Source organism: Providencia sp. PROV003 (assembly GCF_045040775.1).
Taxonomy (GTDB): Bacteria; Pseudomonadota; Gammaproteobacteria; order Enterobacterales; family Enterobacteriaceae; genus Providencia; species Providencia huashanensis.
This window is the reverse complement of record NZ_CP096369.1, coordinates 4,176,575-4,195,868: the sequence shown is the minus strand read 5'-3', so window position 1 is coordinate 4,195,868 and position 19,294 is coordinate 4,176,575. Positions and strand designations below refer to the sequence as shown.

Here is a 19,294-nt window from a genome sequence, read left to right as displayed (position 1 = left end):
CATGGAACACTATATTAGCCTATTTGTTAAATCCATTTTTATTGAAAATATGGCGTTAGCATTCTTTTTAGGTATGTGTACTTTTCTCGCTGTTTCAAAGAATGTTAAAACAGCCTTTGGACTGGGGATCGCAGTAACTGTCGTTCTTGGTATCTCTGTTCCAGCTAATAACTTGGTGTATAACTTAGTGTTGCGTGATGGGGCAATAGCAGAGGGTATTGATTTATCCTTTTTGAACTTCATCACCTTTATCGGTGTTATTGCTGCATTGGTTCAGATCCTTGAGATGATTTTGGATCGTTACTTCCCATCACTGTATAACGCACTTGGTATCTTCTTGCCATTGATTACTGTTAACTGTGCAATTTTCGGTGGTGTTTCTTTCATGGCTCAACGCGATTATAACTTTAGCGAATCGATAGTGTATGGGTTTGGCTCGGGGATCGGTTGGATGCTTGCCATTGTCTTGTTGGCAGCTATCCGTGAGAAAATGAAGTACTCAGATATTCCAGCGGGTCTAAAAGGGTTAGGTATCACCTTTGTGACAACCGGCTTGATGGCATTGGGCTTTATGTCCTTCTCCGGTGTGCAGCTATAAAGGCGAGAAGAATTCATGGAAATTATTATTTTAGGTGTAGTGATGTTTACCCTGATTGTCTTGGTGCTTACAGGCTTAATCCTGTTTGCAAAATCCAAGTTAGTCAATACAGGGAACATCAAAGTTGAAGTAAATGGCGACCCTGACAAAAGCTTTGAGGCTCCAGCTGGCGATAAGCTGTTAGGTATGCTATCTAACCAAGGTATTTTTGTTTCATCTGCTTGTGGTGGTGGTGGTTCATGCGGCCAGTGCCGTGTGACAATCAAAGAGGGTGGTGGTGATATTCTGCCGACAGAACTTTCCCACATTAATAAGCGAGAAGCAAAAGAAGGTTGTCGTTTAGCTTGTCAGGTTAACGTTAAGCAAGATTTAAAAATTGAGCTTCCAGAAGAAATCTTTGGTGTGAAAAAGTGGGAGTGCGAAGTTATTTCTAATGACAATAAAGCCACTTTCATTAAAGAGCTGAGATTGAAGATACCAGAAGGGGAGGTTGTTCCTTTCCGTGCCGGTGGTTTTATTCAAATTGAATGCCCTGAACATATTGTTAAATATGAAGATTTCGATGTACCTGAAGAGTATCGTGAAGACTGGGATAAATTTAACCTATTCCGTTATGTTTCAGAGGTTAAAGAGCCTACTGTACGTGCCTATTCAATGGCCAACTACCCTGAAGAATACGGCATTATTATGTTAAACGTGCGGATAGCAACGCCTCCGCCACGTAACCCAGATGTTCCACCAGGAATTATGTCCTCTTATATTTGGTCATTAAAACCAGGGGATAAAGTGACAATTTCCGGTCCATTTGGTGAGTTCTTTGCAAAAGAAACTGAAGCTGAAATGGTGTTTATCGGTGGTGGTGCGGGTATGGCGCCAATGCGTTCCCACATATTTGACCAATTGCGCCGTTTAAATTCTAAGCGTAAAATTAGTTTCTGGTATGGGGCTCGTTCAGTTCGCGAAATGTTCTATACAGAAGATTTTGACCAACTTGCCGCGGAACACGAAAACTTTACATGGAATATTGCACTTTCAGATCCTTTACCAGAGGATAACTGGGATGGTTATACCGGCTTTATCCATAATGTTCTGTATGACAATTACTTAAAAGATCACCCAGCACCAGAGGATTGTGAGTTCTATATGTGTGGGCCTCCAATGATGAATGCTGCTGTAATTAAGATGCTTAAAGACCTTGGTGTTGAAGATGAAAACATCTTACTAGATGACTTTGGTGGTTAAGTTATTAGGTTTATTGTACTTAACAAGGTTAGTACAGTGATAACACTTTAAAGAGGGAAGCTACTTCCCTCTTTGTAATTTAACAATGATGGCTAATTACTAATTATCTAATTGGTAATTAGTAAGTTAATAATTATTTTGACTGAAACATTCTCTGCATGGGTGACGATGTAAAGTGTGTTAATAGTCTGAGCGACTTCTACAGACTCGCTCATGATTGACGCGGAGAAAACGATGCTAAGTAAAAGAATTTATACCCCAATACTTCTGTTTGTCGCGACCCTGTTTCTTGCTGCTTGTGGTGGGCCAGAGCAACAAAATCTTCAGGGACAAACAATGGGCACTTATTACTCGGTTAAATATGTTACGGATTCTTCAGGGGCAAAACCTGAAGCGATTCAAGCTGAGATAGATAAGCGCTTAGAAGAAGTTAATGACCAGATGTCAACTTACCGACCTGACTCTGAGTTAAGTCGTTTTAACCAGTCTAAAGACATAAATACACCATTCCCTGTCTCCGCAGCAACTGCAACAGTTGTTAAAAAAGCTATTGAGATTAATAAAATCACAGATGGCTCTTTAGATGTAACTGTTGGGCCTTTAGTTAACTTATGGGGGTTTGGCCCAGAAGGGAGAGTCACTAAAGCCCCTTCAGATGAAGAATTGGCCAAGCGCAGAGCATGGGTAGGGATTGACAAATTATCCGTTCAAGACAATAACCTAGTCAAAACCATTCCTGAACTATATGTAGATCTTTCATCAATTGCGAAAGGCTATGGTGTAGACGTTGTTGCTGAATACTTAGAGTCAGCGGGTATCAACAACTACATGGTTGATATTGGTGGTGAAGTGCGCACTAAAGGTACCAATGGTAAAGAGGCGCCTTGGCGTATTGCCATTGAAAAACCTGCGGCAGATGGTGTAAGCCAAACAGCGCAAGAAGTTATCGAGCCTGGAGATAGCTCAATTGCAACCTCTGGGGATTACCGTAACTATTTTGAACAGGATGGAGTTCGTTTTTCTCATACTATTGACCCAAAATCAGGGCGACCGATTACCCATAATCTAGTTTCTATTACGGTTATTGCAGATAACTGTATGAGTGCCGATGGGCTATCAACAGGGCTAAATGTGCTAGGGCCTGAAGCTGGCTTTGCCTTAGCTGAGAAAATGAATATTCCTGTTTTTATGATTGTTAAGACAGATAAAGGTTTTGAAGAGCGTTATACTAAAGCATTCGAACCATTTTTAACCAAGAAGCAGTAATTCGGGGAGGATAAAGGAATGCTAAATATTTTTATTGCCGCCTTTGCACTGTTCTTGCTGGCGTTTTTGGGAATGTCTCTTGGGTATATTTTCAAGCGTAAAAGTATTCAAGGTAGTTGTGGCGGCTTAAGTAGTATCGGGGTTGATAAAGTATGCGATTGCCCTGAGCCTTGTGACGCCCGCAAAAAACGCATGGCACGTGAAGAAGCTCGCCAAAAGATGCTGGAAAAAAACCGCATACTTTAGTATTTAATCTATCTGTTTTCTAAACCTTAGCCATATAAAGTATATGGCTAAGGTTTTTTTATAGCATTAGCCAGTTAAAACGGTATCCGCATTTTTGTCGTATAACTAGCTATAATGGAAGGGAGTTAAGGTATATCAATGCGGTTTTATTTCTAGTGTCAATGACAGCAATAATAGCCGAATATACTATTCGTATAATATTTAAACAGCATTATTCTTCTATTTTATTATATAGATTTTAGTTGACTCATTTTCTTATGGCATGAATTTTTTGGGGTATATATGACACCCATTTCTTTACGGTATCCATCAAATTTAATGATAATTTTGCAATTCTCGGCTTTGTTTGCATTACATTTTAGGGGACTTCCACTACTCCATTTTTGGCCGCTAGAAGTGGTAACTGTTCCTATCCATGAACTTTTCCCCGTGGATGAGTATTCGATATCAAATACATCATTATGCGTTTGTTGAGCCCTTATATTATAGGTAATAAAAGCCTTATCTACATCATCTTCACTGCTTTGATAAATAATTTCGACTTTTTTAAAGTCTTCATCCCATTTATTTTCAATAGAGATTGTTCCTTTTGATTTGGACATTTTATCCTCTTGATATTTATAATGAAAGGTCATTTTGTAATAATAGGGCTAGTTAGTTTTTAAAGGTAATTATTGAAATTAAATTAGTAGTTTAAATAAAAAATAGTATTATTATAAACTGGTATTTTTAATTTTTTCTAAAAATAGAAGTCAAGAAAATATTGCACTTTTTAATATTGGTTTTATTTAAAGTAGATGTAAATAATGATTAACATTAAAGTGTTATAAAAATAAAATAGGAGGTAGTTTAGGTAAGGAAATTAAGCTAATTTATTTGATTAAACATAATTCAAAATAAAATAGCTTAATTATTAGATTATTTTTTGAAGTTTTTTGGGGAATCAACCATTACGGCATCAACACCAATTTCTTTTGCGAGTTGATAGTCTTTTTCGTTATTGACACCAAATACAATAATATACGCTTTACCATTTTTTCTAAAACAATCGATAGCGTTTTTATCCCATGATAAGGTTGCAGGTGAACGAGCTTCACCTAAAGTATACTTTTCAACAACTTCAACTTTACGATGAAGCTCGAAACCATACCAGCGAGTATTATCTTTATCATTTTCTATAGGGCATTGGCGACTCATAACACTATTCGCTAGCATTGTTCTTGTTTCATCACGGCTTTCAAATAATTGGAATTGAGGTGAAAGAGACTTTAATGCCGTTAGAAAGGCATCATTAGTTGAATAAAAACGGACTTGTTTAAATGCCTTAGTCTTATTTAATAATGTAAGGATAGCTTGTGCTTGCTGAGCAGGGTCGGCATCAGGGGATTTTAAGTCAATATAGAAAGTGGTATTAGGGTATTTCTGTAGAACAGCTTCTAATGTATTAATTGTTGTTTTTTGCAAAGGGAATTGTTGGTTATGTTTTTTACTAAACTTATAGGCAGCATTGATATGACTTAATTGCTCTGCGGTATAAGCAGATACTGGCCCTTTTTTTTCTGTTAACGAGTCTAAATCACTTGGGCGATATAAAACTAATTGATTATCTTTACTTAATTGTACTGTTAGCCAAATAGCATCGGCTTTATTTTCTTTTGCTAAATCAATTGCATAAGTTGTATTTTCCGGTGCATCAGCAGTACCGGCTCTGTGTGCAACAATTTGTGGTGATAATGCTAAAGCAGTTTGACTTGCAAGAAGTAGAATAACTGACGCCATAGTTTTAACATATTTTGATGTTGATAGAATTGCCATAGGTATCATCCATAAAAGAATTTTTTATAAAGTATAATGAGTGAAAAGGACGCATCTGTTTTATTACATTTTCACGGTAAAGTAAGTATTTACGATTGTTTTTAAGACAAACTTTAAATAACAAATGCTGTTATATAGTGTGGCAGACTATTATTTCAATAATATTAATTATTTTTATTATCATTAGGTTATCTGCTATTTTAGAATTGATGTCAGCGAATAGGCCCAGATTGCACGGCTAATAATAATACTGTATATTTAATCAGTTGATTGATTGTGTGGGCTAACTTGTGCGTAAAATTATACATATTGATATGGATTGCTTTTATGCAGCCATCGAAATGCGTGATGACCCAAGCTTGCGTAGTATTCCTATTGCGGTAGGAGGAAGTGCCGATCGCCGTGGTGTGATCAGCACCGCAAACTATGAAGCTCGTCGTTATGGCGTACATAGTGCCATGTCTACCGCTATTGCTCTAAGGCTTTGCCCTCAACTTAAAGTCGTTTCAGGGAGAATGGCGTTATATAAAGAAACGTCCATTCATATACGTAAGATTTTTGCGCGATATACAGATTTAATCGAGCCGCTTTCCCTCGATGAAGCTTATCTTGATGTGACTGACTGCTCACAATTACATGGTTCAGCTACGTTAATCGCAGAGGCAATTCGTCAGCAAATTTTTGATGAATTACAATTGACAGCCTCAGCGGGGATAGCCCCTATCAAGTTCCTTGCTAAAATCGCCTCTGATATGAATAAACCAAATGGGCAATTTGTGATCACCCCGCAAAATATTGATCAATTCATTCTGACTTTACCACTAAGAAAAATTCCAGGAGTGGGAAAAGTCACCGCACAAAAGCTAGCAGATATGGGGCTAACGACTTGTGCTGATGTGCAAAACTATGACGTTGTTACACTGATTAAAAGCATGGGGAAGTTTGGGCAGGTACTATGGGAGCGTTGTCACGGTATCGATGAACGGCCTGTAAACCCAGATAGACTAAGGAAATCCGTTGGTGTTGAGCGGACTCTCGCTGAAGATATTCATGAATGGAATGATTGCCTTTTATTATTAGATAAACTTTATGATGAACTGCAATTGCGTTTAGCTAAAGTGAAGCCTGATTTACGCATTGCGCGCCAAGGCGTAAAGTTTAAATTTGATGATTTTCAACAAACAACACAAGAGCATGTTTACCCAATGCTTAATAAGCAAGATTTAGTCCAGTTGGCAAAACAAGTTTGGGTTAATCGACGTGAACAGCGAGGGGTACGATTAGTTGGGTTGCATGTTATGTTACAAAGCCCTCAATTGGAAAGGCAATTGTTATTAGAACTATAAATAAAACATCTACCATAATGAATGGCAGATGTTTCAGTTATGATCAGGTTTTAACCTTTAACCGGGATTGCTTTTAAAACAGCGGTCAACAGTTTCCAATATTCACCAACACTTGCAATATGCACTCTTTCATCAGGAGAGTGAGCACCACGAATGGTTGGCCCAATTGATACCATATCCATATCTGGGTAAGGCTTTTTGAATAAGCCACACTCAAGGCCTGCGTGGATCACCATCACATTTGGGATTTTACCAAATAGCTTGTTATAAGTTTCACTCACTAAGTGCATTACGGCTGAATCGGCATCTGGTTGCCAACCTGGGTAGCTCCCCTCAGCGCGGTACTGTGCTTGTGCTAATTTACTAATAGAAGTGAGCATGTTAACAACATAGTTTTTGCCACTATCAATCAGTGAGCGAACAAGGAAGATAACTTCCGCTTGGTCTTCTGTCATGCGAACAACGCCCTCATTAAGCGATGTTTCTACGACACCTACAGCCACATCACTCATGCGAATTACGCCATTAGGTGCAGCATTTAAGAAGAACGTAAAACGTTTTTGGCAATCATCAGACAGTGCTTTCAAGTCACTTTGTGTTTCATCTAAGAGTAGAACAAGGTTAGGTTCTATAACGGCTAACTCATTCTTTAAAATACCTTCGTAGCGTTCTCTTAATGCTGTCAGTTCAGCAACTTTTTCTGTCGGAACAGAGATAATTGCATGCGCTTCACGTGGGATAGCATTACGTACGGTACCGCCTCTAAATTCTAATAATTTCAGGCTTAAGTCTTCTGCATGTCCAGCAAGGAAGCGTGCGAGTAATTTATTCGCATTACCTAAGCCTAAGTGAACATCACCACCGGAGTGACCACCTTTTAACCCTTTTAGGGTTAAAGTAAACGTCTGATAACCTTGTGGTAAAGGTTCACGCAGTAGATCAAATGTTGTTGTGAAATCAACCCCTCCCGCACAACCCATATAGATCTCACCTTCCTCTTCAGAGTCGGTGTTAATCAGAATATCCGCCTGTAGCCAACCTGCTTTTAGACCAAACGCACCTTCCATGCCAGCTTCTTCAGTCATGGTGAGTAAAACTTCCATAGGCCCATGCTCGACACTGTCATCAGCCAGAACCGCCAATGCAGAAGCTAAACCAATACCGTTATCTGCGCCTAAAGTTGTACCTTCAGCGGTCACCCATTCACCATTAACATATGGGCGGATTGGGTCTGTTTTAAAGTCATGCACAGTGTCATTATTTTTTTGTGGCACCATGTCTAGGTGTGCTTGCAAGACTACTGCTTTGCGGTTTTCGTAACCCGTTGTTGCAGGTTTACGGATCAAAATATTACCAACTTCGTCGCGTTCTACATGAAAACCTTTTTGTTTTGACCAGTCGATAATATGCGCAGCTAAAGCTTCTTCATGATATGAAGGGTGCGGAATAGAGCAGATGGTAGCGAAGATGTCCCATAGCGGTTGGGGGGATAATGTAGCTAGCTCAGACACGTTTCTCTCCTTTTATTTTCCCTTTATATTTCAATCTGTAGCATTGTTGGCTTCACTCGTAAACTCCAAGCATATACTTATGTATCCTCAAAGGATTTACTCATTTGCCGCCTAGCTACAAATTGAACTATTTAGGAATAATATCCTGAATAACCCATGTAGGAACTGATTGGCAACCAACGTTAATTTCAGCTTCAATTTTTAAAAGGAATATTGCTGTAATTATGACCTAACAGCCTGAAGTTTCGAATTAAAGGCTGCATCTTTTATAATCTCAGGATAACACTTTCTTTTGAAGAATGGATAGTGTAAATGATAATAATTAATGGCGAATGATGCTTTTTACTGGTTTTTAACGCGCCAAATCACTATAATCTCGCGCAACCTTTTTTCCGCAAGACACATTTCAGATTTACTCAGCAGTCGGGACCCGAATTTTATGAGCGAAAAATATGTCGTAACGTGGGATATGTTGCAAATACATGCCCGTAAACTCGCACAACGTTTATTACCAGTAGAACAATGGACCGGTATTATCGCGGTTAGCCGTGGTGGTCTTGTTCCAGGCGCGCTTCTTGCACGTGAACTGGGCATTCGTAACGTTGATACCGTATGTATATCTAGCTATGACCATGATAATCAACGCGAATTAAAAATTATAAAGCGCGCTGAAGGTGATGGCGAAGGCTATATCGTCATTGACGATTTGGTCGATACCGGTGGTACAGCGCAAGCTATTCGTGATATGTATCCAAAAGCACACTTTGTTACTATCTTCGCTAAGCCAGCTGGTCGTCCATTAGTTGATGACTATGTGGTTGATATCCCGCAAGACACATGGATAGAGCAGCCTTGGGATATGGGCGTTGCTTTTATAAAGCCATTGTGTGAACAAGACAAATAAATCGAAGTTAAACTTATTTTCTGGTAATAGATTGTCATTAACAGCCTTTGGGGTTTTTCCTCATAGGCATAACACATAAATACCTAAAATTTTTGAGTCAAACGCGATATAATCTCGGGGGAGTGCATTTTTGCATTCCCCTTATTTTTGGTTTTTTGGCACAATTCAGCTCAGGTAGACAAGGAAATAGGGATGACTCAGCAAAACCTTTCAGAAAAACTTTTCAAACCTAGAGTCAGACAAGTTGAAACGTCGACACTTGTATCCTACTCGTCAGAAACGACTCCTCTGATAAAAGCTCATAGCGTTCTAAGTGGTTCTCATCATGTTGGCTGGTATCGTATGATCAACCGGCTAATTTGGATTTGGCGTGGTATTGATGCACTAGAAATTGAAGAGGTACTTAGCCGAATAGCAGTTTCCGATGCGCCACGCAGTAATGAAACCCAGTTGGATACCGTCATTGGTAATAGGCGTGGGAATTGGTGCTTCGAATGGTCACAGCAGGCTATGCGCTGGCAACAGAAAGCTTTGGAATTCGAGCAAGGGCCGGACGCGGGTAATGCATGGTTGCGAGCCGCAAATTTATACAGTATCGCAGCATACCCTTTTATTAAAGGGGATGAACTAGCAGACCAAGCTATTTTATTAGCGTGTAAAGCCTATGATAATGCTGCCAAATTTTCAGAATATCGGTTAAAGAAAATTGCATTCAAAGTGGATGATGGGAAAGAAGTTTGTGGCTTTTTACATATCCCATCCCACGGTCAGGGGCCTTATCCTACCGTCATGATTTGCGGCATGTTAGACAGCTTACAAATCGATTTTTGTCGCTATTTTCGCGATTATCTCGAACCATTAGGTATTGCGATGCTAACGCTCGATATGCCTTCTATTGGTTATTCGATAAAACATAAATTGACACAAGAAACAACAACATTGCATGAGCAAATTGTTCGCCAGCTTGAGGATATTGCATGGATTGACCATACCCGCTTCGGTATTGTCGGGATGCGCTTTGGTGCCAATATAGCCTTAAGATTAGCTTATATGTGCCCAGAAAAAATTAAAGCAGTCGCTGTCATAGGTCCAATTGTGCATAGTTTATTGCACGAAGAGAAATATCAACAAGATATTCCTCGGGTAGTTTTGGATGTGTTCGCGAGTCGTTTGGGAATTTATCAGGTTGATGGTGCCGCTTTACGTCATGAATTGAGTTGTTATTCACTTAAAAATCAGGGCCTTTTAGGAAAAAGAAGCAAAGTTCCGATGTTATCGGTAAGCTTAAAAGATGATATCTATAGTCCGAAAGCAGAATCGGATCTAATTCGGCGTTCATCAATGGATGCAGATACAATAATACTACCAAGTCAGCCTGTTTTTGCTAATTTTGAAAAGGCACTAAGTGAAACTACTAATTGGCTGAAAGTAAAAATACTTTAATTATATTTAATATCTTGCTTATTTTTTCCCATTTGTTAAAAAGGGGTCTACCCAAGAAGGAGATCCTTAACATGGCTTTACCGACTGATTATTCAAATGGAAAGTATTTAAAGAAATTTGCTGCAATGGGGCCTTATTTACGCGAAAAACAATGTATCAATGGCTGTTATATATTCGATAGCCTTGTTGTTTGTATTAATGCGAGTATTGCGCCTGAGAAACGTGAATTTTGGGGGTGGTGGTTAAAATTAGTTGCAACTGAAAAAGGCTTTGAGTTCACTTATCATTTTGGTATTTATAATAGCCATGGTAGTTGGCAAGTCAAAGCATTCAAAGATGCGGCTACCACTGAAGCCGTTGAAAAAAATTTAGTATCATTTCATCAAGCACTTACTAAGCAATTACTTGAGCTTGAGTTAAGCCTCTTCCCTTCGCCACTAATGGCAGAATTAAAACTGGAATTAAGCGCATAAATTTGTTTTAAACCAACTTTTGTTGAATTTTGCGTTATGCCTGTTGGCATAACGCGCTTCTCCTGATAAAAATGGTATCTACTTTTTTGTTTTCTTAATCCTAATGGCAGAAAAATGATGAAAAATAGCCAGACGCTGGTTGTTAAGCTAGGAACCAGTGTGCTAACAGGGGGCTCGCGCCGTTTGAATCAAGCTCATATTGTTGAGTTAGTCAGACAGTGTGCGCAGCAATATGAAAAAGGGCACCGTATTATCATTGTGACATCAGGGGCAATTGCCGCGGGTCGCGAACACTTAAATTACCCCGAATTGCCGGCTACCATTGCATCTAAACAGTTGCTTGCGGCAGTCGGCCAAAGTCGTCTTATTCAGTTGTGGGAAAGGTTGTTCTCCATTTACGGGATCCACATAGGGCAAATGCTGTTAACACGTGCAGATTTAGAAGACCGTGAGCGTTTTCTAAATGCTCGAGATACCTTACAAGCATTACTGAATAATGGCATTATTCCCGTCATTAATGAGAACGATGCCGTTGCGACAGCAGAAATAAAAGTCGGTGATAACGATAATTTATCCGCATTAGCCGCTATTCTTGGTGATGCTGATAAACTGTTGCTACTGACTGATATAGAAGGTCTATATGATGCAGACCCCCGTAGCAACCCAAATGCGAAATTAATTCCTGAAGTCTATGGTGTCAACGACGAGCTTCGTCAAATGGCAGGGGGAAGTGTCAGCGGTTTAGGTACAGGGGGCATGGCAACTAAGCTACAAGCGGCTGATGTTGCTGGCCGCGCAGGGATAGATGTTATTATCGCAGCAGGTAATAAACCTGATGTCATTAGCGCTGTGATTGAAAATATTCCAGTGGGGACTCGTTTTTATGGGCAGAAAAACCCCATGGAAAATCGTAAACGTTGGATTTTCGGGGCGCCAGCTGCGGGTGATGTGTATATTGATGATGGTGCACAATTAGCAATTATAGAAAAAGGTAGCTCATTGTTACCAAAAGGAATTAAAAAGATTGAAGGTGATTTTTCCCGAGGCGCCGTGATCCGTATTCTAAATATGGCGGGGAAAGACCTTGCACACGGTGTTAGTCACTATAATAGTGATGCACTAAGGATGATAGCAGGTCATCATTCACAAGAAATTGGCAGAATACTTGGCTATGAACACGGCTCAGTCGCTGTTCATCGTGACGATATGATAGTGAGTTAATTATGTTAGAAACAATGGGTAAGGCTGCACGAGCAGCGTCATGGCAATTAGCTCAGCTAAGCACCAAACAAAAAAACTCGGCACTATTGCAAATTGCTGAATTACTAGAAAAAGAAAGCGCGGTGATATTATCTGCTAACCAGCAGGATATGGAACAGGCAAAAGCCAGTGGTATGGCAGAAGCCTTACAAGACCGTCTATTGCTGACTCCAGAACGCTTGAAAAGCATTGCTGATGATGTCAGAAAGGTTTGTCAGCTTGCTGACCCTGTTGGGCAAATCATTGATGGTAGCCAGCTTGATAGCGGTTTAAACTTACAGCGCCGACGCGTACCTCTAGGTGTTGTCGGGGTGATTTACGAAGCGCGTCCAAACGTCACTGTCGATGTGGCTTCGTTATGTTTAAAAACCGGTAATGCAGTCATTCTACGTGGTGGTAAAGAAACCCATAATACGAACCTTGCTGTGGTGAGTGTTATCCAAAAAGCACTCAAAAATAGTGGGTTGCCAGAAGAATCTGTACAAGCTATCAATAACCCTGATCGTGAATTAGTTTCTCAATTATTAAAATTAGATCGTTATATTGATATGCTGATCCCTCGTGGTGGTGCGGGGTTACATAAATTATGTCGTGAGCAATCAACGATCCCTGTGATCACCGGCGGTATAGGTGTTTGCCACACCTTTGTCGATGAGTCAGTTGATTTTAATAAAGCGATTAACGTAATCATCAATGCAAAAGTACAGCGCCCAAGTGCTTGTAACTCACTGGAAACTTTGCTAGTTCATAAAGATATTGCGGGTAATTTCTTACCATTTTTAAGTGAGAAAATGGCTGAACAGCAAGTCACACTGCACGCTAGTGAAAAAGCAATGCCATTATTGGAACAAGGCCCAGCAACAGTTGTTGATGTAAAACCTGAAAATTTGGTTGATGAATGGTTATCCTTAGACCTCAACGTAGAGATTGTTGATGACATTGACGCCGCTATTAACCATATTCGCCAATATGGTACTGCGCATTCTGATGCTATTTTGACCGAGTCTATCCGCCAAGCAGATTATTTTGTACAGTGTGTCGATTCGGCGGCTGTTTATGTGAATGCGAGTACTCGCTTCACAGATGGTGGGCAATTTGGTTTAGGGGCAGAGGTTGCGGTTAGCACTCAGAAATTACATTCTCGAGGCCCTATGGGGCTAGATGCCTTAACAACCTATAAATGGGTTGGTTATGGCGATTTTTTAAATCGCCCATAAAGACTAAAATAGATTAATAGGCCACACTTGTGTGGCTTTATTTTTTATTATTTGCCGCATTAGGCAACTTTCATAAGCAGATACATAACCAGTTTTGCTTAGTATTCATGATGATGGGGTGGAAATTAATGTTTTACATTATCGGTCCAAGAGGTTCGGGTAAAACGACAATTGGTAAAAAATTGGCTGAATCTAAAGGCTACCAGTTTGTTGATACAGATAAATTGATACTCGAAAGAGCGGGTAAAACGATAGCAGAAATTGTTGAACAGTACGGATGGGAATATTTTCGTCAATTAGAAACGGAAACGTTAAAATCAATTCTTCAAGATAAAACGATTGTTTCAACAGGGGGCGGGCTGGTTCTTGCTGAGGAAAACCAGAAGATCATGCGTGATAACGGGACAGTGATTTATTTAAATGCTAAGCCTGACATTTTAGCTAAACGCCTAGCCGCAGAGCCACAAGCTGACCAGCGGCCAAGCTTAACAGGCAAATCATTAGTTGAAGAAATTGAAGAAGTTATGCAGCAAAGAGAACCTATCTACCGTGCGACGGCACACCATGTTATTGATGCCACACAATCCATTGATGATATTATCGCGCAACTTAATGATTTGACTTAAACTAATTAGGTATCAGTAAAGTACGTTTTCGGAATATACCGCTTAGTAGAAAGAGCAGAGCTAAGTAAGATAGGTATGATAACGGAAATACTTCACTTATTTGCATATAAAACATAATCATAATATAGGGATTCATTATGTTGGCAAACATCATCAAGGCAATACTTAAATTTTTATTTCGCGTCCAAGTTACCGGTGATGCAAAAGAATTTAATCAAGATAAATGCTTGATTACACCCAATCATGTTTCTTTCCTTGATGGTGTTTTGATTGCACTTTTTTTACCTGTAAAACCTGTATTTGCTGTGTATTCATCATTTGCGACACCAAAAATGGTGAAGCGTCTTAAACCTTATGCGGATATTGTTCCTCTTGACCCTGCTAACCCTTTAGGGATACGTCACCTTGTTAAAGAGGTGGAAAAAGGGCGCCCAATCGTCATTTTTCCAGAAGGGCGTATTACTGTGCATGGTTCTTTAATGAAAATCTATGAAGGGGCTGCATTTGTTGCTGCAAAGTCGGAGGCAAAAGTTGTTCCTATTCGTATTGAAGGTGCGGAGCGCAGTCACTTTGGTCGGTTAAAAGGCATTATTCCATTAAAATGGTTCCCAAAAATCACATTACATATTTTGCCTGCACAAAGCATTCCTATGCCTCAAGCCCCTCGAGCTGTTGAGCGCCGAGCCTTAGCTGGAGAGCATTTGTACCAAATTATGAAATCTGCGCGTATGGCTTGTTTGCCCCAAGTCACATTGGTCGAAGAGTTTATTCAAAGTGTTCATAAGTTTGGTCGATATACGCCCTGTATTGAAGATATCGCTTTTAAAGAAGACTCCTACCAAAGCTTATTGAAAAAAGCTCTGGGAGTCGGGCGTATTATAGAACGTTATACCCATGAAAATGAGCGTGTAGGCTTATTATTGCCAAATACAACAGTTACGGCTGCGGCTATTTTTGGGGCCCTAATGAGGGGACGAGTCCCTGCGATGCTGAATTATACTGCGGGAAGCCATGGGATCAGTAATGCATTAAAAGCATCTGCAGCCACTGTCGTATTTACCTCTCGCCAATTTTTAGAAAAAGGTCATTTAACGCATATTCCCGAGCAAGTTACTGAAGCTAACTGGATTTACCTTGAAGATTTAAAAGATACAGTGACATGGCAAGATAAACTTTGGATTGTTAAGCATTTATTTAATCCACGTAAAGCCGTTATCCCGCGCAAAACGACAGATGAAGCGATCGTGCTATTCACTTCAGGGTCAGAGGGAACACCGAAAGGGGTGGTTCATAGCCACGGGAGCTTAATGGCGAATGTTGAGCAAATTAAGACCATTGCTGACTTCACTCCTCGTGACCGTTTTATGTCATCATTACCATTATTCCATGCATTTGGTCTAACTGTTGGTTTGTTCATTCCTCTATTTTCAGGAAGCCGAGTGTTTCTTTATCCAAGCCCTTTGCACTATCGAGTCATTCCGGAATTGGTCTATGACAAAAATTGTACAGTGCTTTTTGGGACTTCGACATTTTTAGGTAATTATGCGCGTTTTGCGCATCAGTATGATTTTGCACGTTTGCGCTATGTCGTTGCTGGCGCTGAAAAGCTCTCTGAGAAAACTAAAAAAATCTGGTTTGATAAATTTGGTATTCGTATCCTTGAAGGGTATGGGGTGACTGAATGTGCTCCTATCGTTTCAATTAACGTACCAATGGCCGCTAAAGAAGGTTCAGTAGGTCAAATTTTACCCGAAATGGAGGCGAGGATTATCCCTATCCCAGGTATTGAACAGGGGGGGAAATTACAGCTAAAAGGGCCAAATATCATGAAGGGGTATTTACGTGTTGAAGCCCCTGGTGTCTTAGAAACGCCTAAAGCGGAAAATGAGCAAGGTGAATTAGAAGATGGCTGGTATGACACGGGTGATATCGTTACTTTAGACAATCAAAACTTCTGTACTATTAAAGGTCGTGTTAAGCGTTTTGCAAAACTTGCAGGGGAAATGGTTTCTCTTGAAAGTATTGAACAAATGGTCGCGGGTATTTCACCAAATGAGAATCATGGCGTTGTCACTAAGCCTGATAGTAGTAAGGGTGAGGCGCTTGTTTTATTCACGACAGATAAAGAATTAGACCGCAGCGCATTGTCTGCGGCAGCGAAAAGCAAAGGCTTAACTGAATTAGCTGTCCCGCGTGATATTCGTTTAGTAAAAGAACTGCCAGTTTTGGGAAGTGGTAAAACGGACTTTGTTACACTAAAACAGATGGCGTTAAAGGATGAATAATATGCAAGAAAGCATGCAAAATGCGCCATTAATGAGCCGAGGAATGAAAGCCGTATTGGCGTCTCAATTCCTCTCTGCATTTGCTGATAATGCATTATTATTTGCAATACTTGCACAGCTTAAAGCAGAGTTTTACCCTGAGTGGAGCCATCCTATTCTGCAAATGGTGTTTGTATTTACTTATATTGTACTGGCACCTTTTGTAGGGCAAATCGCCGATAGGTTCTCAAAAGGGCGCGTAATGTTGTTTTCTAACATTTTTAAATTTATTGGGGCTCTTGGTATTTGTTTGGGGTTAAACCCTTTCCTTTGCTATGGTCTAGTGGGGGTAGGCGCTGCATCTTATTCCCCTGCTAAATACGGTATTTTAGGGGAATTAACAGGGGGAGATAACCTTGTTAAAGCAAATGGAGTTATGGAAGCATCGACAATCGCGGCTATTCTAGTGGGCTCAGTGGTCGGTGGGGTGCTTTCCGATATTAACCTTATATTAGCGCTCGGAACTTGTGCTGTATTGTATGCATTAGCTGTTATTGCCAATTTCTTTATCCCACCGCTAGTGGCTGCACGGCCAGGCAAAGGCTGGAATATTAAACTATTAGTGACTGATTTTTTCGGTGCTTGCCGTATTCTATGGTCTAACCAAGAAAGTCGCTTCTCACTTGTGGGGACCAGTTTATTTTGGGGGGCGGGTGTCACCTTACGTTTTTTATTAGTGGCATGGGTACCTGTCGCTTTAGGCTTACAAGACAACACAACCCCAACAATCCTCAATGCGATGGTTGCTATAGGGATTGTCGTTGGAGCGGGGCTTGCTGCTAAATTTATTACCTTAAAAACGGTTTATCGTTGTATTCCTGCTGGGGTTATCATCGGTATCATGGTGGTTTTACTCTCATTGCAAACTAATATTATTCCAGCATATTTTATTCTGATAATACTTGGGGTATTTGGTGGCTTATTTGTGGTTCCACTTAATGCATTACTTCAAGAAAAGGGGAAAGAGACTGTTGGAGCAGGGAATGCCATTGCTGTGCAAAACTTAGGCGAAAACAGTGCAATGCTAATTATGTTAGGCTTGTACTCTTTGGCAATTAAAGCTGGTTTGTCAGTAGTGAATGCAGGGATTGGCTTTGGTGCTGTATTTGCGATAGCTATTGCGGGTTTGTGGGTTTGGGATCGCGCTCGTAAAAAAATGAAGTAAAGGTAGGTAGCATCATGATAGATGAGAAGCAACTCGAAATATTGAGTATTCAAATTGGTCAGAAACTAACAGAACAAGGTAAAACAGTCACCGCTGCTGAATCTTGTACTGGTGGCTGGGTTGCTAAGGTATTGACCGATATCGCAGGGAGCTCAGCTTACTTCCAGCGTGGCTTCGTCACTTATAGCAATGAAGCCAAACACCAAATGATTGGTGTTAAAGAGGAGTCTTTACAACAATATGGCGCAGTAAGCCAACAAGTTGTCGCAGAAATGGCTTTAGGGGCATTGCGGGAAGCGAGGGCCGATTTTGCTGTTTCAATCAGTGGAATTGCGGGCCCCGACGGCGGTAGTAAAGAAAAGCCTGTTGGGACAGTCTGGTTTGGTTTTGCTAAAAAACAGGCTGATAAAACCATAACCGTAACAACACAGCACTGTGTATTCCAAGGGGATAGAAACCAAGTTCGTTTACAATCAACAGGTTATGTCCTAGAAACACTTTTAAAGTTGTTAAATGAAAAATTTTCTTGATACTGTATGATTATACAGTATAATTAATTTTAACAAACCCAATTCAATCGTTTTATTCGCAGTGGTCAAGCCATTGCACTTAGGGAGTAATCATGGCTATTGATGAAAACAAACAAAAAGCACTTGCAGCAGCATTAGGCCAAATTGAAAAACAATTTGGTAAAGGCTCCATTATGCGTCTTGGTGAAGACCGCTCTATGGATGTTGAAACGATTTCAACAGGCTCCTTATCCCTTGATGTTGCATTAGGCGCTGGTGGCTTGCCATTAGGTCGTATTGTTGAAATCTACGGTCCTGAAGCTTCGGGTAAAACAACATTAACTTTACAGGTTATTGCTGCGGCACAACGCAGTGGTAAAACTTGCGCATTTATCGATGCAGAGCACGCCTTAGACCCTATCTATGCGAAAAAATTAGGCGTAGATATTGATAACTTATTATGTTCACAACCCGATACAGGTGAACAAGCTCTTGAAATTTGTGATGCATTAACACGCTCAGGGGCGGTTGATGTCATTATCGTTGACTCTGTTGCTGCGTTAACACCTAAAGCTGAAATTGAAGGCGAGATTGGTGATTCTCATATGGGCCTAGCAGCCCGTATGATGAGCCAAGCAATGCGTAAATTGGCGGGGAATTTAAAAACGTCAAATACCTTACTGATCTTTATCAACCAAATTCGTATGAAGATTGGTGTTATGTTTGGTAATCCGGAAACCACTACAGGTGGTAACGCATTGAAATTCTACGCATCTGTCCGTTTAGATATTCGCCGTATCGGTGCGGTGAAAAACGGTGAAGAAATTGTAGGTAGCGAAACCCGTGTTAAAGTTGTGAAAAATAAAGTCGCAGCACCATTTAAACAAGCTGAATTCCAAATTCTTTATGGTGAAGGGATTAACACCTTCGGTGAGCTTATTGACTTAGGTGTAAAACATAAATTAATTGAAAAAGCGGGTGCTTGGTATAGCTATAACGGGGACAAAATCGGTCAAGGTAAAGCTAACTCAACAACTTATTTAAAAGAGCATCCTGAAATAGCACAGGAAATTGATACGAAACTACGCGAAATGTTATTAAATCATACTGGTGAATTTAGTAGCGCTGCGGAAGATTTCGTCAGTGGTTCTGATGAAGAAGAAACACCAGAAGAAATTTAATTCAAGTGTAACTATTTGATTATCATCTAAATTAGTGGCGCACCTTTCATAAGGGGGCGCCATTTTTATTTTGGCCTATTACATTAATAGTTTATCGAACAGTTTTTCTGTGGAAAAATACCCCAGCGCGGGGTATAAACATGCTTTCAGAAAATATCTAGACGCTTT

18 protein-coding genes are annotated in these 19,294 nt (G+C 40.2%); 15 read left to right on the top strand and 3 right to left on the bottom strand.

The window, feature by feature from the left end:
- The first annotated feature begins 1 nt into the window (after position 1).
- The 4 genes from nqrE to nqrM all read left to right on the top strand — a co-directional run bounded on the left by nqrE (position 2) and on the right by nqrM (position 3,352).
- Positions 2-598, top strand: coding sequence for an NADH:ubiquinone reductase (Na(+)-transporting) subunit E (gene nqrE / locus M1F14_RS19310; RefSeq protein WP_042848704.1), 597 nt, complete (start codon positions 2-4; stop codon positions 596-598).
- A 15-nt stretch (positions 599-613) separates the two neighbouring features.
- Positions 614-1,840: an NADH:ubiquinone reductase (Na(+)-transporting) subunit F gene (gene nqrF, locus M1F14_RS19305; RefSeq protein WP_042848703.1), complete on the top strand. Its 1,227-nt coding sequence runs from the start codon at positions 614-616 to the stop codon at positions 1,838-1,840.
- 234 nt (positions 1,841-2,074) lie between these two features.
- Positions 2,075-3,106, top strand: a complete 1,032-nt coding sequence (locus M1F14_RS19300; RefSeq protein WP_048608233.1) for an FAD:protein FMN transferase — start codon at positions 2,075-2,077, stop codon at positions 3,104-3,106.
- An 18-nt stretch (positions 3,107-3,124) separates the two neighbouring features.
- A complete protein-coding gene (gene nqrM, locus M1F14_RS19295; protein WP_042848701.1) occupies positions 3,125-3,352 on the top strand; it encodes a (Na+)-NQR maturation NqrM in 228 nt (75 codons plus the stop codon).
- A gap of 227 nt (positions 3,353-3,579) precedes the next feature.
- On the opposite strand, the gene M1F14_RS19290 is transcribed toward nqrM, so the two are convergent.
- Both M1F14_RS19290 and M1F14_RS19285 read right to left on the bottom strand, forming a co-directional pair.
- Positions 3,580-3,954: a hypothetical protein gene (locus M1F14_RS19290; protein WP_042848700.1), complete on the bottom strand. Its 375-nt coding sequence runs from the start codon at positions 3,952-3,954 to the stop codon at positions 3,580-3,582.
- Positions 3,955-4,270: 316 nt separating this feature from the next.
- Entirely contained in the window at positions 4,271-5,167 is an 897-nt protein-coding gene (locus tag M1F14_RS19285; RefSeq protein ID WP_042848699.1) for a glycerophosphodiester phosphodiesterase family protein, read from the bottom strand.
- 290 nt (positions 5,168-5,457) lie between these two features.
- On the opposite strand from M1F14_RS19285, the gene dinB reads away from it, so the two are divergent.
- Positions 5,458-6,513 (top strand): DNA polymerase IV, encoded by a 1,056-nt coding sequence (gene dinB, locus M1F14_RS19280; protein WP_042848698.1) that lies wholly within the window; start codon positions 5,458-5,460, stop codon positions 6,511-6,513.
- A gap of 50 nt (positions 6,514-6,563) precedes the next feature.
- Here the strand turns inward: dinB and pepD are convergent, their stop codons facing one another.
- Positions 6,564-8,024, bottom strand: a complete 1,461-nt coding sequence (gene pepD, locus M1F14_RS19275; RefSeq protein WP_042848697.1) for a beta-Ala-His dipeptidase — start codon at positions 8,022-8,024, stop codon at positions 6,564-6,566.
- A 439-nt stretch (positions 8,025-8,463) separates the two neighbouring features.
- Here pepD and gpt point away from each other — a divergent pair, with 439 nt between their 5' ends.
- The 10 genes from gpt to recA all read left to right on the top strand — a co-directional run bounded on the left by gpt (position 8,464) and on the right by recA (position 19,126).
- A complete protein-coding gene (gene gpt, locus M1F14_RS19270) occupies positions 8,464-8,928 on the top strand; it encodes a xanthine phosphoribosyltransferase (RefSeq protein WP_042848748.1) in 465 nt (154 codons plus the stop codon).
- Between the two features lie 192 nt (positions 8,929-9,120).
- Positions 9,121-10,371, top strand: coding sequence for an esterase FrsA (gene frsA, locus M1F14_RS19265; RefSeq protein WP_042848696.1), 1,251 nt, complete (start codon positions 9,121-9,123; stop codon positions 10,369-10,371).
- A 71-nt stretch (positions 10,372-10,442) separates the two neighbouring features.
- On the top strand, positions 10,443-10,844 hold the full coding sequence (crl, locus tag M1F14_RS19260; RefSeq protein WP_042848695.1) for a sigma factor-binding protein Crl: 402 nt from the start codon (positions 10,443-10,445) through the stop codon (positions 10,842-10,844).
- 117 nt (positions 10,845-10,961) lie between these two features.
- Complete coding sequence (gene proB / locus M1F14_RS19255) at positions 10,962-12,065, top strand: glutamate 5-kinase (protein WP_042848747.1); 1,104 nt, start codon at positions 10,962-10,964, stop codon at positions 12,063-12,065.
- 2 nt (positions 12,066-12,067) lie between these two features.
- Complete coding sequence (gene proA / locus M1F14_RS19250; RefSeq protein ID WP_042848694.1) at positions 12,068-13,321, top strand: glutamate-5-semialdehyde dehydrogenase; 1,254 nt, start codon at positions 12,068-12,070, stop codon at positions 13,319-13,321.
- A gap of 128 nt (positions 13,322-13,449) precedes the next feature.
- Positions 13,450-13,947, top strand: coding sequence for a shikimate kinase AroL (gene aroL / locus M1F14_RS19245; protein ID WP_181469120.1), 498 nt, complete (start codon positions 13,450-13,452; stop codon positions 13,945-13,947).
- 137 nt (positions 13,948-14,084) lie between these two features.
- The gene (aas, locus tag M1F14_RS19240; RefSeq protein ID WP_181469121.1) at positions 14,085-16,232 is read left to right on the top strand and encodes a bifunctional acyl-ACP--phospholipid O-acyltransferase/long-chain-fatty-acid--ACP ligase; all 2,148 of its coding nucleotides are present in this window, start codon (positions 14,085-14,087) and stop codon (positions 16,230-16,232) included.
- A 1-nt stretch (position 16,233) separates the two neighbouring features.
- Positions 16,234-17,436: a lysophospholipid transporter LplT gene (lplT, locus tag M1F14_RS19235; protein ID WP_042848691.1), complete on the top strand. Its 1,203-nt coding sequence runs from the start codon at positions 16,234-16,236 to the stop codon at positions 17,434-17,436.
- A 14-nt stretch (positions 17,437-17,450) separates the two neighbouring features.
- The gene (gene pncC / locus M1F14_RS19230) at positions 17,451-17,966 is read left to right on the top strand and encodes a nicotinamide-nucleotide amidase (protein WP_181469122.1); all 516 of its coding nucleotides are present in this window, start codon (positions 17,451-17,453) and stop codon (positions 17,964-17,966) included.
- Between the two features lie 92 nt (positions 17,967-18,058).
- Entirely contained in the window at positions 18,059-19,126 is a 1,068-nt protein-coding gene (gene recA, locus M1F14_RS19225; RefSeq protein WP_048608224.1) for a recombinase RecA, read from the top strand.
- The last annotated feature ends 168 nt before the right edge of the window (positions 19,127-19,294 follow it).

What these genes read in the sequence shown, in the direction of transcription:
- nqrE (WP_042848704.1), top strand. Translation starts at nt 2, where the DNA reads ATGGAACACTATATTAGCCTATTTGTTAAATCCATTTTTATTGAAAAT.
- nqrF (WP_042848703.1), top strand. Translation starts at nt 614, where the DNA reads ATGGAAATTATTATTTTAGGTGTAGTGATGTTTACCCTGATTGTCTTG.
- M1F14_RS19300 (WP_048608233.1), top strand. Translation starts at nt 2,075, where the DNA reads ATGCTAAGTAAAAGAATTTATACCCCAATACTTCTGTTTGTCGCGACC.
- nqrM (WP_042848701.1), top strand. Translation starts at nt 3,125, where the DNA reads ATGCTAAATATTTTTATTGCCGCCTTTGCACTGTTCTTGCTGGCGTTT.
- M1F14_RS19290 (WP_042848700.1), bottom strand. Translation starts at nt 3,954, where the DNA reads ATGTCCAAATCAAAAGGAACAATCTCTATTGAAAATAAATGGGATGAA.
- M1F14_RS19285 (WP_042848699.1), bottom strand. Translation starts at nt 5,167, where the DNA reads ATGGCAATTCTATCAACATCAAAATATGTTAAAACTATGGCGTCAGTT.
- gpt (WP_042848748.1), top strand. Translation starts at nt 8,464, where the DNA reads ATGAGCGAAAAATATGTCGTAACGTGGGATATGTTGCAAATACATGCC.
- frsA (WP_042848696.1), top strand. Translation starts at nt 9,121, where the DNA reads ATGACTCAGCAAAACCTTTCAGAAAAACTTTTCAAACCTAGAGTCAGA.
- crl (WP_042848695.1), top strand. Translation starts at nt 10,443, where the DNA reads ATGGCTTTACCGACTGATTATTCAAATGGAAAGTATTTAAAGAAATTT.
- proB (WP_042848747.1), top strand. Translation starts at nt 10,962, where the DNA reads ATGAAAAATAGCCAGACGCTGGTTGTTAAGCTAGGAACCAGTGTGCTA.
- proA (WP_042848694.1), top strand. Translation starts at nt 12,068, where the DNA reads ATGTTAGAAACAATGGGTAAGGCTGCACGAGCAGCGTCATGGCAATTA.
- aroL (WP_181469120.1), top strand. Translation starts at nt 13,450, where the DNA reads ATGTTTTACATTATCGGTCCAAGAGGTTCGGGTAAAACGACAATTGGT.
- aas (WP_181469121.1), top strand. Translation starts at nt 14,085, where the DNA reads ATGTTGGCAAACATCATCAAGGCAATACTTAAATTTTTATTTCGCGTC.
- lplT (WP_042848691.1), top strand. Translation starts at nt 16,234, where the DNA reads ATGCAAGAAAGCATGCAAAATGCGCCATTAATGAGCCGAGGAATGAAA.
- pncC (WP_181469122.1), top strand. Translation starts at nt 17,451, where the DNA reads ATGATAGATGAGAAGCAACTCGAAATATTGAGTATTCAAATTGGTCAG.
- recA (WP_048608224.1), top strand. Translation starts at nt 18,059, where the DNA reads ATGGCTATTGATGAAAACAAACAAAAAGCACTTGCAGCAGCATTAGGC.